Here is a 16,028-nt window from a genome sequence, read left to right as displayed (position 1 = left end):
CCTTTACGTGGCTCATGGCACCCAGGTTGTAGATCTCATCGGGCTGTACCTGCTGAATGATACGGATCAGGTTGGTAGAGTCAGAAAGATCGCCGTAGTGCATGATGAAACGAACATCTTCTTCATGCGGGTCCTGATACAAATGATCGATACGATCTGTATTGAACAGCGAGCTTCTTCGTTTGATACCATGAACTTCATATCCTTTGGATAATAGTAATTCAGCAAGATATGCACCGTCCTGACCAGTGATACCCGTTACGAGAGCTTTTTTCTTCATTATGATTGAATTATTTCTTTGATTCTTTGTGCCTGGTTGATACTCTCAAAGTTACGTACTTTCGATGCGCAACAAGACTGTTAGACTATTTTGTATAAATTTCTGGGAAAGACTATATAAAAATGGGCGAAAATAGATCCATTAATTAAAAATATTCCAAGATAGAACATCTATTGTTGCAATATTTTCAACAAATATTGTCCATATCCACTCTTCACCAGCGGCTCAGCAGCAGCTTTCAGCTCTTCCTTATCAATGAATCCCATGCGATAGGCAACCTCTTCAATACAGCCGATCTTTAAGCCCTGACGCTCTTCAATCACCTGAACGAACTGTCCGGCCTGCATCAGTGAGTTGAACGTTCCTGTATCCAGCCAGGCTGTGCCACGACTTAATACCCCAACCTTCAGTCTGCCCTGTTCGAGGTAAACCTTGTTTACATCCGTGATCTCATATTCTCCTCTTGGAGATGGTTGGATATTCTTGGCAATCTCGATAACCGAGTTATCATAGAAGTACAGTCCCGGTACCGCATAGTTCGACTTCGGCTCTGTTGGTTTCTCCTCTATGGAGATCGCCTGCTTGTTGGCATCAAACTCCACCACGCCATAGCGCTCCGGATCGGATACCTGGTAGGCGAATACCACGCCGCCCTGCGGCTCACTCAGCTCCTGCAACAGGTTTGAGAGACCATCGCCATAGAAGATATTATCTCCCAGGATCAGTGCCACGCTGTCTGAGCCTACAAACTCTTCTCCAATGACGAAGGCTTGCGCCAGTCCATTTGGTTCTGCCTGCACCGCATAGCTGAACTTGCAGCCAATACGGCTTCCATCGCCCAATAACTTCTCAAAGCCGGGAAGATCATGAGGGGTGGAGATGATCAGGATCTCGCGGATGCCCGCCAGCATCAGTATCGACAGCGGGTAATAGATCATTGGTTTATCGTAAACCGGCATCATCTGCTTGCTGGTAGCCAGCGTCAGGGGATGCAATCTGGTGCCGGATCCTCCGGCTAGTATAATTCCTTTCATGATTATGCTTTTAAAACGTTAATACACCTGATCAGGCTCTCCCGCCAGTAGGGAATCTCCAGGGAGAAAGTGCTTCTGATCTTGGTTTTGTTCATTGCCGAGAATGCAGGACGCATCGCTTTGGTCGGATACTGCGCCGTGGTGATGGCTTGTACCCTGACCTCCGTGCCGCTGATCTCAAAGATCGCCTTGGCGAAGTCATACCAGGAGATCGTTCCTTCATTGCTGTAATGGTAAATGCCGTACTCGCTCTTACCTGATTCGATAATGCTCAGGATAGCGTCCGCCAGATCAATGGCGTAAGTGGGTGTGCCCACCTGGTCGGCAATGATGCTCAGCTCATCGCGCTCTGCTCCCAGCTTGAGCATGGTCTTAACGAAGTTGTTGCCATACTCGGAATACAGCCAGGCCGTCCGCAGGATATAGTGTGCTTCCAGTGTGTCTGCAATCGCCTGCTCGCCTTCGAGTTTGGTCAGCCCGTACACGCTGATGGGCAGGGCCTCATCTTCTTCGGTCAGCAGTTTAGGGCTATTGCCCTCAAAGACGAAGTCGGTCGAGACATGCACCAGCACCGCTCCATGGCTTTTGCACAGACGGGCCAGGTTCTCTGCTCCATCGCGATTCACCTTCCGGGCTACTGCCAGCTCATCTTCCGCTTTATCCACGGCTGTATAGGCCGCACAGTTGATCACGTACGCCGGCTGGTGCTGCTCAAACAGGGTTTGCAGCGCTTCCATATCCAGAATATTTCCCTGGTCTTCCGGCGGGAAGGCAATGTCGGTAATGCCACGACGGGTGGCGACCATCTTCAGGCAAGTGCCCAGCTGGCCGGAGCCGCCCATGACGATTATCTTACTCATAGTTCGTTGAGATAAGGCTGTACCTGGTCCTTCTCGCTCACCAGGAGCTGGTCGGCCGGTACCTGCCAGTCAATATTCAGCGAAGGATCTGCATAGTGCAGCCCTCCTTCGGATTCCTTGTTGTAATAGTTGTCGCACTTGTAGAAGAACTCGGTCGTCTCGCTCAGCACCACAAAGCCGTGGGCAAAGCCTCGAGGCACAAAGAACTGCAGCTTGTTCTCAGCGCTCAGCAACACGCTATAGTGCTGCCCGTAGGTAGCTGAACCGGCGCGCAGATCCACGACAACATCCAGCACCTCGCCGCTGATCACCCGGACCAGCTTGGCCTGAGCATGTTCGCCCAGCTGAAAGTGCAGGCCGCGCAGCACACCATAGCTGGAGGCTGACTGGTTATCCTGAACGAAGTGTACATCCATGCCCAGCTTCTCATTGAAGCGCTGCTCGTTGAAGCTTTCAAAAAAGTATCCCCTTGCATCCGGAAAGACAGCCGGCTTGATGATCACGCAGCCTTCCAGCGGGGTAGTAATGATTTCCATGTAGTATTCTGTAGTATGTTCTCGCTTTTATCTGTCGCTGTACTGCCCTTCGTAATAGCTCTGGTAGTTACCTGAAGTAACATTCTCCAGCCACTCCTGATTCTGCAGATACCAGTCTACGGTCTTCTCCAAGCCTTCTTCAAACTGAAGACTCGGGGTCCAGCCCAGCTCCCGCTGCAGCTTGGTGGAGTCGATGGCATAACGCAGGTCATGGCCGGCGCGGTCGGTTACAAAGGTGATCAGCTTAGCTGACTCGCCTTCTTCCCTACCCAGCTTGCGGTCCATTACCGCACAGAGCGTGCGGATCAGATCGATGTTCGTCCACTCGTTGTGCCCCCCGATGTTATAGGTCTGCCCGCTGGCCGACTGGTGAAAGATCACATCGATGGCCCGGGCGTGATCTTCTACCCAAAGCCAGTCGCGGATATTCTCTCCCTTGCCATAAACCGGCACGGGCTTATTGTTCTTGATATTGTTGATGGCTAGTGGGATCAGCTTCTCGGGGAAGTGATACGAGCCATAGTTGTTGGAGCAGTTGGAAATGACCGTATTCATCCCGTAGGTATCGGCGTAAGCACGAACGAAGTGATCGGAGCTGGCCTTGGATGCTGAATACGGGCTATGCGGATCGTAGGCTGTCTCTTCCGTGAACAAGCCTGTTTCACCCAAGGTACCATATACCTCATCGGTAGAGACATGGTAGAAACGGCGCGAGCTGTAGTCGTCCTTCCAGCTCTGGCGGGCAGCATTCAACAGGTTTACCGTACCCACCACATTGGTCAGTACGAAGTCCAGCGGATTACTGATCGAGCGGTCTACATGACTCTCGGCTGCCAGGTGGATCACCGCATCAAAGCCTTCTGCTTCAAATAGCGACTGGATAAAGGCTCCATCGACGATATCGCCCTTCACAAAACGGTAATTCGGTTTGTTCTCAATATCACGAAGATTGGCCAGGTTGCCCGCATAAGTGAGCTTATCCAGGTTGACAATCTGATAGTCGGGATACGTCTTAACAAAGCGTCGGACGACATGGGAACCGATGAAACCGGCACCTCCGGTGATGAGAAACTTTTTCATATAAACAGCGCGTTATTCTAAAAGCACGCAAGTTATTTGAAATTTTTATTTTTTGAACCCACCAACGTAAATAAAACATCCCATTTAAACAAATCAAAGCATTCAATCTGAACTGAGGCAGCGAGATACCGGGATATCTATCTCTGAAATTTTAACATCGCTGTACTTTTCAGCAGGACTTCTACTCTGTAAACTGCCTACATGTGTGCTAAGGTGAGAAGCATGGATGATCGGTATGGATATTGAACTTTTTATAAGAGAAGGCTCGATAAGGCGACTTAGAAAAATATAAGCGTGATCATATTTGAGAAAAAGGGAGTAACAATGCTAAATAATGAGCAATTGCTTCCTCACATGTAGAATTTTTTACTCACTTCGGGACTGATACAAATGCGAAAAATACAAATATAATATACAAAAGGTAACAAAAATTAACAAACTCTCAAGACTATGCCAGTACATCACGGACAAATCATCGAAAAAATAATAAGACGCAATGGACACTCCATTAGCGATGTGGCCCGACTAACTAACGTGAACAGACGTTCCGTTTACAACTGGTTCAATCAGCAACAATTAAAACCAGAAATAATCTATCGTATTGGTTGCGTCATTAACCATGACTTCTCAGCGGAACTACCTCAGCTTTTCACTCCAGAAGATTTTGAAAGAGGATTTAAAAAAACGTCTTTTCCGGGGAGCAACTTCAACGATCCGGAGGACTTGTATAACAAACATTATTGGAAAGACAAATACATCGAGTTACTTGAACGCTACAATACCTTGTTATCTGACAAGGCATTTGTAGCGGTATAAAACTATGCATTGCTTAGATCAAGATACTCCAGAGTATTTTCGTCGACCAAGTCGGAGCCGGTAACGTAAAGCATCACATTGCTCAGGATTTGATTTTTGTTCAAGTACTTCTCTGCATACCAGCGCCCCTTCAAGGTCTTGCTGGTATGATCAGAGACGCAGCAGTCAAAAATCGCGTCTTTAAGTGCATTTTCATCTTCACTTGGGATTACCACTCCCATTTTGTGGTCGACAACAGCTTTATACAATGAAGTTCCTGGATCTGCTGTTACCAAAGCCAGCCCACCTGATGAGAGTATCCCAGTTAATTTAGAAGGCAGCATCAGATCAGCAGCATTTTTCTTTTGGAGCACAAGGTGTACGTCAGCAAGGTTTAGCAGACTATTAAACTGATCAAGTGGCTGAAGAGGCAGAAAGCTTATATTAGAGAGCTTCGCATCGGCAGCAAGTTTCATTAATTGTTCTTTATATGGCCCAATACCACAAATGATGAACTTGATAAAGCTATAGCTTTCCAGACTCTTGGCGATCGGTATCAAGCTTTGTAGGCCCTGCTTTTCTCCTATACTTCCTGAATAGAGGATTATTTTTTCATCTGCCTGATATCCCCAACTTCTTTTTAGACCGCTCCTGTTATTAAGAGGGTACAACTTTTGGGTATCAACCCAATTAGGAAACATGATAATGTCTTTTTTAACTTTCTGCTGGACCTTAGCTTTCATCCCACCGGATATAGTACTTACATAGTCTACCCGATCAAGGATGAACTTCTCGAGTTTAAAGAGTATTTTAAAGACAAGTTCAGCCTTTATTATTTTTAGTTGTCTTGCTGCTTCAATCTGCATATCATGAATATGATAATCTATTTTCCCCCCTTTGAAAAAGCGATAAAACAGAGCCAGAAACCCAAGATGAAAAGGAGGTGCCATAACGAATATCTGGTGATGTTTCTTTTTAAACAGCAGATAGAAAACAACAAAGAAAGAGCTCAGAAGAAAAGTGAATTCTTGCAATACTCGTCTTCCACCCGTGGGGTTCAGTGGAACATACATCGGGCACCTGAATACGTTTAATTTCCCATCTCTGTCAACCTCTTTTTTATAGGTCTTACCGGAGTAAGGCTTCTGCACACTCCAGTTTGGATAATAGGGAAAAGATGTGATCATCGTGACCTCATAGTCTTTTTCGACAAGCCAATCAACCATTTCACCGGTGTATTTGCCTATGCCTGTGAGTTCAGGAGAAAAGTTAATTCCAAGTATGAGAACTTTCTTTTTAGCATGTGTATTATGTTCCATGTGAGAGTAATTTAAGTCTACGATTGAATTGATTAGATAAACAGCATCTTTTCAGCAGAGCCGGAAGAGAGTGAATGCGGTTTTTTCCAGCCGATATGGTCTGGATGAAGGAAGTTAGTTCGGGACTTTACGGATTTAGCAGGATTCCCGGCATAGACAGTCCAGGCAGCCAGGTCCTTATTAGTAAGGGAGCCGGCTCCCAGAACGCTTCCTTCCGCGCAATGAGCACCCGGTAGCAAGGTAGCCCGTGCGCAGATCCACACATAGGGTTCCAGCTTCATATTCTTAACGATATAAGTAAAATCCTTTACGTTATAGTCGTGGGTTGCGCCGCATAAGTAGGCCGATTGGGAGATTGTTACGTGATGTGCAAGGTATACACCACCAGGGTTATAGATCTCCACACCGGGACCGATGCGCACAACATCTTCTGTCTCGAGCAGCCAGGGTGCCCAAATAGTTACATCCGGATAGATCGCATTTCCTCTTCCAATCTTCGCCCCAAACAGCCGGAGTACAAGTACTCTCCAGGCATGAAAGGGCCTGGGAGTCCATCTGCATAACAGAGACCACGAAATTATCCACAGCAAACGTCTCAGGCGGTTTACAACCGTAAAGGTTGGTTGCAGGTAAGGGTCAACATCTTGTTTACGCTGTAACAGGTCCATATTTAATATCTTTTAGCTTCAGTAGGTTTATCATTTGTTCCATAGCAGGCGCCACTGCAAAGTGGCGCTCATAGGCAAGTCGGGCATTTCTCTGCATCGCCTCCTTTGCAGACGCCGGCAGTACAGTCCAGTAGTTTAAAAGTTCGAAGGTTCCTGCGGGAGAGTCATCTGCTACTACTGCCGCTTCACTCTGTGCTATTTCCTTATATATATTAACCTGATTGGAGATTAGAACCGGCTTACCACATGCAAGAGCTTCGACTACAGCTATCCCAAAGTTTTCCTGATGACTAGGAAGAATAAATGCTTCTGCTCCATAATAAGCAGCCCATTTCATATCACCAGACAACATTCCAGGAAAGAGAATGTAGCTCTTAAGCCCAGGAGAAGCATCCACCTGCCGAAGTATCTGTCTGCCGTAAGCCGTTTCAAGGCCGGGCCCCGCAATTATGAGCTTCGGAATTTGAGCATGGGGATTAAGGTCAAGGATCTGTCGAATAATTTTTGCATAGCATTCGACCAGCATATCTACTCCCTTCTTTTCATGTATCCTGCTTAGGAAGAGCAGATACTTATTGCTTCGCAGCTCAGGGTAGCAGGTATAAAAAAGCTCCATCATCTCCAGACTTTTCAATGGCGGCTGATCTACTCCCATACCAACAACAAGTTCTTTTTGGGGACGGTAAGGAGAGAACGGAATCCGTGCAAGACGCTGCTCTTCCTGACAAGTGAACATCAATCCGGCTGCCCCATTAACAATCTGTTGTTCAATAAACTTCCAGTATACTACGTTTCTTAAGGCCTTCAGGCGGCGCCCGGATGCTTTTTGAAAATAAGGGTCAAGCATCCCGTGAGGCATCACGAAATAGTCAGGTGCTTTTGTTCCGATCTTCATAACTGCCTTATGGAGAGCATAACCAGGATACTGCCATAAACCATGTACAATGACCCTATTGTACTTTGGAAGATTAGCAACTAACCATGAATAGAGTGCCTTATTGTAACACCACGGTCCCGAACCTTTTCCAAGTGCATGTATTACTATTGCACTATCATTAATGTAGGAAGAGGTCGCATCATCCAGCGTCACAACTTCATTAGCAATGTTTTCCGGCTGCAAACCACGAACAAGCGTCCTGACAGCCTGAGACATGCCGCCTGATTTTGGATCCATCGATGGTATAACGTGTAATACTCTCATTTTAAATGTTGTAAAAAAGGACAGTTAACGAATGATTTGGACATACCTTCGGCTAATGCAACACTTTTAGAAGTTGCAGCCTATATATATTTTAGAAAAAATCAGAAGTGGTTAAACATACACACGAGGTGCAACCGTGTGCCCGGCGACTTCGGGCTCTTTAACTTTTTTAAGTACCCTATAATAAAGGCGCTGCGGCTTCAGTGAAGCAAGCGTGAGACCTGCGATCAGAACATTAAAACCCAGGTTTGTTGGTTGAGCCCATTGTCCCTGCAATATTCCCACAAAGCTAGATCCAAAGATCATCCAGGGAAGAATATCACCCTTTTGTATTTTAGCGAGGGCTCTGACGCCCAACTTGAACACCAGTGTTGCTCTGATCAAAATAGCGGTACATCCGAATAGAACCCCCATCTCACCGATGAGTCTTCCCCATTCACCTTCAGATATAAGAAATCCAGTTGCGTCTCCAGTTAAGAGCTGATTGCCCGCATTCGTCCCCATACCAATGCCCAGGCCAAAAAACGGCGCATTTGGAGATTCTAAAACAGCGTCATACATCCCGCCAAGAAAACGATCCACAAACGTTCCCTGCATACCGCCTTCAACCTCTGATGCTGCGGTGAATCTCGACATGAATGCATCAATTGCAGTGCCCAGAAGCTCTGTTTCCCGCAGGATCATAACTAAAGCCACCATACATACCCCCACCACAATTATCTTCTTTATATATTCCGGTTTCCGCCATACGGCAACAACTGCACATGCTACTGTAAGACCAAGCATGAAAGTTAACGTTCGACTTATGGAAAAAGGAATTGCTATCAATATCCCGATAGACGCCGCTGTTAGAACCAGCTTATTAATCTTCTCTGACTTCAACCAGTGATAGACACAGAATATTCCCGCAAAGCCGAAGAACTGGGCAGTACCGTTGGTAAATGAGAAGGTTGCAGGCGGCCTAAAAAATCCATTTGCACCTGAGAATCCGGCACCTTCGTCACTCCCACCAACCCCTCTGTTGACGAAAGCTGACTGCGGACTATAGAACTGAACTGCGATCAATATAGCCATAGGCAATGTTAACCAGAGAGTTACCTCACCCATTTTCACCACATCTTCACGTGTAAAGATTGTACCAATAATAAAGATCAGTGGAAAATGGAGCAAAAAGATCCTGGCTCCATATATAGCTACGGTTAAATTCCCATGACCCAAGGTCAGTGCGGTAATGACGGCAGCAGCTGTGAGCGCCATCATACCATACATCATCAGGTTGTTTGGCAAAATACCTTTATACCAGGAATAGCCGATCAAAAAAATGGCTATCGGGTCACGAACTACTAAGAGCGGGTTTGCCAACTGGGGAAGCACCCATTTCCGAAGAGCGCCCTCGAATATTATAAGCAGAAAATACGCCCAAATCGCCTGCTTCAAAGCCTTATGCTGGTCACTCATAACTTTAGACATGATTGCAAATGCTCGGGTTTTCCTTTTGTGTTATTTGACTTACTATAGCTGAGCCGTAGCTTTCCCAGGTGTACGTAGCTGCATGTTGCCTGGAGAGATTCGCCATCAGAGGTATTGCAGACCGATTCTGGAGAAACCAGTTAATTTTCTCTGCGATAGCTTCCGGAGAGCGTATCGGTACGAGAAAGCCTGTATAGCCCTCCTGCACCAGATCAGCTCCACCTGTATTCTCGGTAACAATCAGTGGAAGACCTTGACTCATCGCCTCCTGCATTACCAAGGCACGTCCTTCTACTATCGACGGGAGGCAAAAAACATCACAGGACCTCATGAGGTCCAAAACCTTATCATGAGGTCTGTTGGGCTCATATGTAAAATCGGAAAACTGCTTCCTATAGAACTCCATTGATGTCAAAGGCTCTCCGAGGACTACTAGCTCGACTTCTTCGGTACCGAACATTTTGATTGCGTTGAACAGATCCCCAAGTCCTTTCCGCTGCCCCATACTACCCACAAAGAGAACACGCAGGGGACGAGAGGGGTCTTTAAACTGCAGCGTCTCAGCGGCGTTTGCAGTGACATGAGGAGAACCAAACGGAGCCATAATTGTCCTTTTATTTGCTGCCCAGTTCGGCAGAGAATCTCTGACGAAGCTACCTGGGCCAACTACGATATCAGCCATTTCAAGCTCCTTAGTTTTTCGTCTGAGTTTCTCTTTTGAATCCTTGACTCCCCCGCCCAAGGTTATTGCCCATTCTGGCAGTCTTTCAGACTCTTCAATCAACAATTTCCTACTTGTCTCCCAGTATGCTATGGGAAGATCATAGATACATTTCAGGCCCAGCTTCCTGGCCATTCTGAAGGTCTCGTAGGCCCCATCCTCATAGGCGTACACAGCATCAAAGGGTTGATTTTGCAATATGTCAGGCAAATGCTTCGCAAAATCCTTGTCTAAGTCTCGGTATACTGCATCGATACTGGCCAGTGAATACTCGTTCTTTGTAAACAAGCCTAAATTTAGTTTGGGTAGTACCAACCTGGAAAGCTCAAGAATGGGACGGGTTCTCACCTTCGCTGCCGCTACAGAGTACGATCGCCGCAACCACTCCTGTTGAAAACTACCTGGCATTATCTTTAACCATCTTGACGATTTGTTTGCAGAGACGGTCGTATTAAAACCCGCCAGTATACCTGCATTATCGAAGCTATCTAAAACCGCCCTTACGTTGCGATTACCTGTAGGATGAGAAATAAAAATTTTCATGAGTTCGTTTTAGTGGATCGTTAACCTTCTTTCATCCAGCTGGTCATATTCAGCTCAATCGTCTTCCAGTTTCGTGTTTTCCAAAACCAATGGTGAAGTTGTTTCTTTCGCTTATCATATTCAGGTGAACTTAAAATCTGGGCCTTGTTCATTATCTCTACGGGCCTGAAGATGATCCTTCCGGGCGGGTCGTTTAAGCTTGTAGGAACATCCGAGATAACGGGTAGCGCATGAGCGGCAAGAGCCGCAAATAAACCAGACTTTTTCAAACTCTCTGGATTAGACGCCACCAAAGCAACCTCTGCATGAAGCAGTCTGCGGGATACCTGATCAGCTGGTAACGCGCCAAGCTGGATTAGTACATCTTCGCCAAGATGCTCAGTAGCAAATTCCAATTCCTGACTGGCATATGCATTATTAATCGGGCCGATTGAAATGATACGCTTAACAAGCCCCCGGGACTTCATTGTCTTTATTAAAAGGATGTAGGTTCTTAAGGTCCATAAACGTGTATGTGCAAGTCCGAATACTATCCAATCACCTTGCTGCCGCTCACTTTTTAGTCCGTCAGACTCTTGAGCTGGTAGTATGTTGGCACCTGTACGGCCTTTGCGAACGTCTCTATTCATTATCTATATGTGTTTTGTTTGGAATTTTCGAAAATCCTTGTTTACAGGATTGGTCGACGCCTACTCTTAACAAGCAGGATCAAGACTCAATAGGCAACCAGCCCTCTATAACTCAGATAAGATGTCCGGAAGTACATCGCTCGAATCTTCCGAATGTATCTTTCTCTGAGAATTCGGCTCCAGCCTACACCTTGGAGGTTCTCCGGATCCTACGGATAACACCAAGACAAACAATCAGAGTAAAAACCCACCGCCTAGCTAAGTTGTACGGATAGTCGCTCACTAGCATACATTTAACTTCCGGCGTCTGGGTTAATAAACCAGTGCCCATTGAGTATCTTTTTTGCTAAGTCTCACCTTAGCTATCAATTTTCTTTATTCTAAAAATGCAATACCCCGCGTGCATTAGGGCCTCAGAACTGACTATAAAAATCTGCAGGTTTATCATTCCCCTAATCGTGGAAATATCAATCCACCAAACTCCAAGCACGATCGTACAAAGACTTAGACCGATTAGCAAAAAAGGATTTATTGTCCATCCTCTATTTGAGTACAAGTTGAAGGCGCACCCTGCCAGCATGCCAATGCAGCTTGCCAAAACACTCCAAACTACCTCTTCCTGTAGATCGCTATATTGAGGACCTAATACCCAAAGTATCTCTGATGACAGCACCCACGCGCCACACAGCATAAAAACACAGAGCAAAGAAAGCAACAACATCACCTGCAAAAAGCGCCTGAGCAGAACAGACTTGTTTAAGGGCAACCTCGCAAAGCGCGGCATAATGAGCGTCCCAAACAAAACGGTTAGTAGATTAAAAAGCATGGCAATCCTTCCGAGAGCTCCCAAATGAGCTATTGTAGAGGTAGAGCCGTAAACAGAACTTAGCCAGATAGTAATTTGCCCTGACAAGCAGTAATAAATTGACGCAGGCATAACGCGAACAACAATAGCCAGAATCGATGCTTGGGTTTTTTCATCCGTCTTTGCGCCGAAGTCGGCATATCGGGAATCAAACAGCCGAAGTCTTACATTCATCCACATTTGCGGAATGCCTGATGCCAATATAGCGATATATGCCCAAGGCATAGTGAACAAAGAAATACACAATAATATTAGCCTTCCCAAATTATTCTGGACCTGTAATCTTTGCAGAGGTCCTATTTCCTGCCTTAACTTGGGCACTATTTCGAGCAGCGAACCGGAGACCGTTGCGAAAAAAGCGGGAATAAGGGCGAGGCTGATAAGGATTGATATGGTCCAACTGGCATCATGTTCTCTTAATATGTAAAAGAGTATGGGTACAACAATCACTAAACTGATAATTGCGAACTTACGGCGCAACAGAAGCGCTGTGTTTAACACACTTCCTAAGCGGCGTTTATCCTGCCACACTTTTGCACCTTCATACATTGCCCCTGTGGTGACCCCCCCATCATTTAAAACCGCCATCGTTCCGAGTACAGCATTCGCAATGGTGTACAAAGCATATTCCTGAGTCGGCAGCATTCTGATGATCAAGATCCCAGATACAAAGCTCGTAGCCTGAACTATTAATTGAGCTGATCCTGCCAGAGAGATTATCTTTAGCCACTCTTTGAGCCTTGAGAACTTTCCGTCGATATAAAGTTGTTGTACTGACACCTCTAAAAGTTAAAATCTACTAGCTAAATTTCTCATGAGCTTGCGCGAACTAATCGACTTCGACTTCGGGTAGTTATAATAGCTGTAATCATAGCTGTAGCCATAACCAGTACGGTTTCTTTGTATACCGTTAAATACGATGTGCATATCAGGCATCATTTGCTCTTGATTTAACTGCTTAATAAACTGCAGTTCTGCCTTGCTCGTGACATCCTGACGAACCATGTAAACCGTCTTATCACTCATTCTACCAAGAATCATCGCATCCGTTACGAGATGTAAAGGAGGAGTATCAAGCAAGATATGGTCATAGCGCTCCCTCAACGTTCTAATCAGCTCAACCATACGCGACGATTCTAATAGTTCTGCAGGATCATCCACCATCGATCCGGCAGCAATTAAAAACAGATTAGGACGAACCTGTGATGGTTGAACAATATGATCTATCGTTGCTTTCCCTTGAAGGTAGTCACTGATTCCCGGGCACTTTTTATCGAAGGAGAAATATTTCGACATCATTGGGCGCCGCAAGTCAAGCTCAAGAATAATCGTCAGCTTTCCTGAGGCCGCTATTGATATAGCTAGATTGTTTGATATAAAGCTTTTCCCTTCCCCAGATACGCTGGACGTACACAATGTCACGCAGCTGCCTTTTCTATTATCGTATAGATGAAACAAGCTGCTTCTCAATGCTCTAAACTGCTCTGCAATGGCAAATGTATTCCGATCGAGAACAACAATTGATGAGTCGCCCTCTTCCTGTATCAGTTCAGCTATGACCGGTACACCAGTTGATTTTAGATCTTCCAGGTCGTGAATCTTATTTCTCCATGCTTTTCGAAAACCAATTAAACCTACCGGCAGAAGAAAACCACACATAATTGCAATAGATAATGGGACTTCTTTGTGTGATTTAGGCCCCTCGAAGTAGGCAGACTCAATCGTATTTATATCGCTTAAGGTTGATGCATACTGAAGGCCAATTTCCTCGCGCTTTTGCAAAAGGTATACATACAGATTCTCCTTGATTGCCTGTTGACGTTTAATACTCAAGTATTGCCTCTCCTGTCCGGGGATATTTTTTATGGATGACTCGGCTTTGCTGTTAAAGCCCTGAAGCTGCCTCCGGGTTGCCAGCAAAGACGACTTGATGGCTTTGATGTTTCCTTTAATCGAGTTCTTTGTACTAAGAATCTGACTATTCAGAGGAGCAAAGAGAGGATTATCTTCAGGGGTAGTCGCCATCAATTTATTACGTTCCAGGTTAAGCACGGCAAGTTGACTAACCAGATTATTAAGGCCTGGGTCTTCGATACCTAGTGTCGCAGGGGCGTTTCCATTACTCCCTGCTGAATTAATATATCTCTCTATCCCGTCTATTACGTTTAATTGAACGTTCACTTTGTTCAACTCATTATCGTTTTCTTGAACACTCTGAAGGTAAACCTGCGACTGGGACGATATATCCGTCAAACCCTGGCTGCTTTTATATCCCTCGACATCTTTTTCTACGGTCGTTAGCTCGCCGGTGACATCAGTCAGACGATCGTCTATAAACTTTAAGGTGCTCTCAGTAACTTTATTCTTCTCTTCTATATCAAGCATCTTATAGCTTTTGATCACATGGTTAACCACCATCACACCTCGTTCGGGATCTGTATCTTCCAAATCTATATCTACGATTGGAGCTGTTTTATTCAATGCGACGTTCAACTTTCCTATCCATGCGTTGGTTGCATTTTCTGGACTGTTTAACATAACCACTATCTTCTTACCTATATGATCGATCAGATGTGATGTTGTATCGAGCTTCCATGAACCAAAAGAGTTCGTGCTAATACTATTGAATGGAATTCTGATTTCGTTTCCACTCGGTTGTGTTAAGATGTAATGATCCTTGCTTTCTATATATATGCTGAAGCTTCTCTCAGTGAGGGGTCTGCGTTGGTCCAGCAGATGAAAACGTACCGGCGAGGTGCTGTACACCTCTTCCATACCGTAGGTTTTTTCAACATGGTAGGTTGACCAGAGCTGGAGCTCGTCTACTACCCTCCCTATGAGAGCACGTGTCTTCAGCTTTTGAACTTCACTCTCCATGGCTTTTGGAGTCTGAGATATGGTAATTTCCTGCAAGGCGGTTTTCATATCCCCTGTTTTGGTGTCGTCCTTTATAGTGACTTTCGCATTAATAGTGTAGACAGGTGGACGCGTAGCAGCATACCACAACGCGAGCCCAATGCACAAGGCCATAATGGAAACAAAAAGAGGCCAATGATATAGGTACTTAGCGAACATGGCACGCATATCCTTGGTTGCTCCTGGTGCAACCTCATTTTCGGCGTATGGTGCGAGATATATTTGTTCTGTTTTCATAGCGATTATAATAGTTGGGTAGCGATAAGAGTAAGGATAGATACTGCCGAAAGAACGAATCCCACATTTCGGGCTGATTGATCTACCGCTGCAGCCTTGTTTTTATCAGGCGTTACGTAGATGATATCATTGTTGCGGAGATAATAGTATTCTGACTGGAACAAACTGGTGCTTGTAAGATCAACCGGTATATATTTACGAACTCCTCCCTGCTCACGAATCAGCAAGACATTTTGCCTCATACCTGTTATCTGAAGATCTCCTGCGAGACTTAGAGCCTCTGTGATTGATATCTGCTCGCTTAAAACAGGATAAACATTTGGCCGATTGACGTCCCCTAGTACAGAAATTTTAAAATTCAGTATAGTTAAGTTCACAGCAGGAGACTTCAAATACTTAACAAGTCTGGTCTCTATCAGCTCTCTGGCCTGTACTGTTGTCAAATCACCCACCTTAACGAGACCTATTAATGGCAAGCTAATGTTCCCGCCGTCATCAACTTTATATCCCAGGGCGGTTTCTCCGTTCTTGTTTCCGTCCGTCCAGGCATCAGGATTCAAGCTTCCGACTGTAATTCCAAGTATGTCACCCGGTTGAATCTTCAGAGCCGAATTGTTTTTAATTTCTTCCTGAGTAATCTTGGTCTTATCAAGATTCTGGAAGTAAGGAATTGTTTTGTACGTCGAACATGACGATAGTGTAATCGCCGTCAAAAAAAGGAAACTGTGAAAGAATGATTTGCACATAGGTATTTATTATTTTTCGTTTAAATAGAGCTTCGCCACTTCAGTTACATGCCGGCAACAGGCTTTAGCGGCGCTTTTTGCCGCAGTTAAAAAACTCCGCTGAACAGATAATTTTGTCGCTGATTTTT

At 45.4% G+C, this 16,028-nt stretch carries 15 protein-coding genes; 1 reads left to right on the top strand and 14 read right to left on the bottom strand.

What is annotated here, in order from left to right; translation table 11 throughout:
• The 5 genes from ACO1NU_RS06885 to rfbB all read right to left on the bottom strand — a co-directional run.
• On the bottom strand, positions 1-280 hold a 280-nt coding region (locus ACO1NU_RS06885), incomplete at its 3' end, for a GDP-mannose 4,6-dehydratase (RefSeq protein ID WP_448816811.1).
• Between the two features lie 170 nt (positions 281-450).
• Complete coding sequence (rfbA, locus tag ACO1NU_RS06880) at positions 451-1,314, bottom strand: glucose-1-phosphate thymidylyltransferase RfbA (RefSeq protein ID WP_448817735.1); 864 nt, start codon at positions 1,312-1,314, stop codon at positions 451-453.
• Positions 1,315-1,316: 2 nt separating this feature from the next.
• Positions 1,317-2,174: a dTDP-4-dehydrorhamnose reductase gene (gene rfbD, locus ACO1NU_RS06875; RefSeq protein ID WP_448817734.1), complete on the bottom strand. Its 858-nt coding sequence runs from the start codon at positions 2,172-2,174 to the stop codon at positions 1,317-1,319.
• Positions 2,171-2,710 carry a dTDP-4-dehydrorhamnose 3,5-epimerase gene (gene rfbC, locus ACO1NU_RS06870; RefSeq protein ID WP_448817733.1) on the bottom strand — a complete coding sequence of 180 codons (540 nt, stop codon included), beginning with the start codon at positions 2,708-2,710 and terminating at the stop codon, positions 2,171-2,173. The genes rfbD and rfbC overlap by 4 nt, the downstream gene beginning before the upstream one ends.
• A gap of 27 nt (positions 2,711-2,737) precedes the next feature.
• Positions 2,738-3,790, bottom strand: a complete 1,053-nt coding sequence (rfbB, locus tag ACO1NU_RS06865) for a dTDP-glucose 4,6-dehydratase (protein WP_448817732.1) — start codon at positions 3,788-3,790, stop codon at positions 2,738-2,740.
• Between the two features lie 450 nt (positions 3,791-4,240).
• Here rfbB and ACO1NU_RS06860 point away from each other — a divergent pair, with 450 nt between their 5' ends.
• Entirely contained in the window at positions 4,241-4,606 is a 366-nt protein-coding gene (locus ACO1NU_RS06860) for a hypothetical protein (protein WP_448817731.1), read from the top strand.
• A 2-nt stretch (positions 4,607-4,608) separates the two neighbouring features.
• On the opposite strand, the gene ACO1NU_RS06855 is transcribed toward ACO1NU_RS06860, so the two are convergent.
• The 9 genes from ACO1NU_RS06855 to ACO1NU_RS06815 form a co-directional block, all read right to left on the bottom strand.
• Positions 4,609-5,904, bottom strand: a complete 1,296-nt coding sequence (locus ACO1NU_RS06855) for a WcaI family glycosyltransferase (RefSeq protein ID WP_448817730.1) — start codon at positions 5,902-5,904, stop codon at positions 4,609-4,611.
• A 32-nt stretch (positions 5,905-5,936) separates the two neighbouring features.
• Positions 5,937-6,572 carry a putative colanic acid biosynthesis acetyltransferase gene (locus ACO1NU_RS06850; protein WP_448817729.1) on the bottom strand — a complete coding sequence of 212 codons (636 nt, stop codon included), beginning with the start codon at positions 6,570-6,572 and terminating at the stop codon, positions 5,937-5,939.
• Complete coding sequence (locus ACO1NU_RS06845) at positions 6,553-7,773, bottom strand: glycosyltransferase (RefSeq protein WP_448817728.1); 1,221 nt, start codon at positions 7,771-7,773, stop codon at positions 6,553-6,555. The genes ACO1NU_RS06850 and ACO1NU_RS06845 overlap by 20 nt, the downstream gene beginning before the upstream one ends.
• Before the next feature lie 111 nt (positions 7,774-7,884).
• A complete protein-coding gene (locus ACO1NU_RS06840; RefSeq protein WP_448817727.1) occupies positions 7,885-9,243 on the bottom strand; it encodes a hypothetical protein in 1,359 nt (452 codons plus the stop codon).
• Positions 9,236-10,507 (bottom strand): glycosyltransferase family 4 protein, encoded by a 1,272-nt coding sequence (locus ACO1NU_RS06835; RefSeq protein WP_448817726.1) that lies wholly within the window; start codon positions 10,505-10,507, stop codon positions 9,236-9,238. Before ACO1NU_RS06835 ends, ACO1NU_RS06840 begins: the two co-directional genes overlap by 8 nt.
• A gap of 20 nt (positions 10,508-10,527) precedes the next feature.
• On the bottom strand, positions 10,528-11,136 hold the full coding sequence (locus ACO1NU_RS06830) for a hypothetical protein (protein WP_448817725.1): 609 nt from the start codon (positions 11,134-11,136) through the stop codon (positions 10,528-10,530).
• Positions 11,137-11,494: 358 nt separating this feature from the next.
• On the bottom strand, positions 11,495-12,781 hold the full coding sequence (locus ACO1NU_RS06825) for a lipopolysaccharide biosynthesis protein (protein WP_448817724.1): 1,287 nt from the start codon (positions 12,779-12,781) through the stop codon (positions 11,495-11,497).
• Positions 12,782-12,790: 9 nt separating this feature from the next.
• Positions 12,791-15,154 (bottom strand): GumC family protein, encoded by a 2,364-nt coding sequence (locus tag ACO1NU_RS06820; RefSeq protein ID WP_448817723.1) that lies wholly within the window; start codon positions 15,152-15,154, stop codon positions 12,791-12,793.
• Positions 15,155-15,159: 5 nt separating this feature from the next.
• Positions 15,160-15,867 (bottom strand): polysaccharide biosynthesis/export family protein, encoded by a 708-nt coding sequence (locus tag ACO1NU_RS06815; protein ID WP_448817722.1) that lies wholly within the window; start codon positions 15,865-15,867, stop codon positions 15,160-15,162.
• Between the last annotated feature and the right edge of the window lie 161 nt (positions 15,868-16,028).

This window comes from Arcticibacter sp., assembly GCF_053551015.1.
The sequence above is the reverse complement of the archived record's forward strand: the minus strand, read 5'-3'. Positions and strand labels throughout refer to the sequence as shown.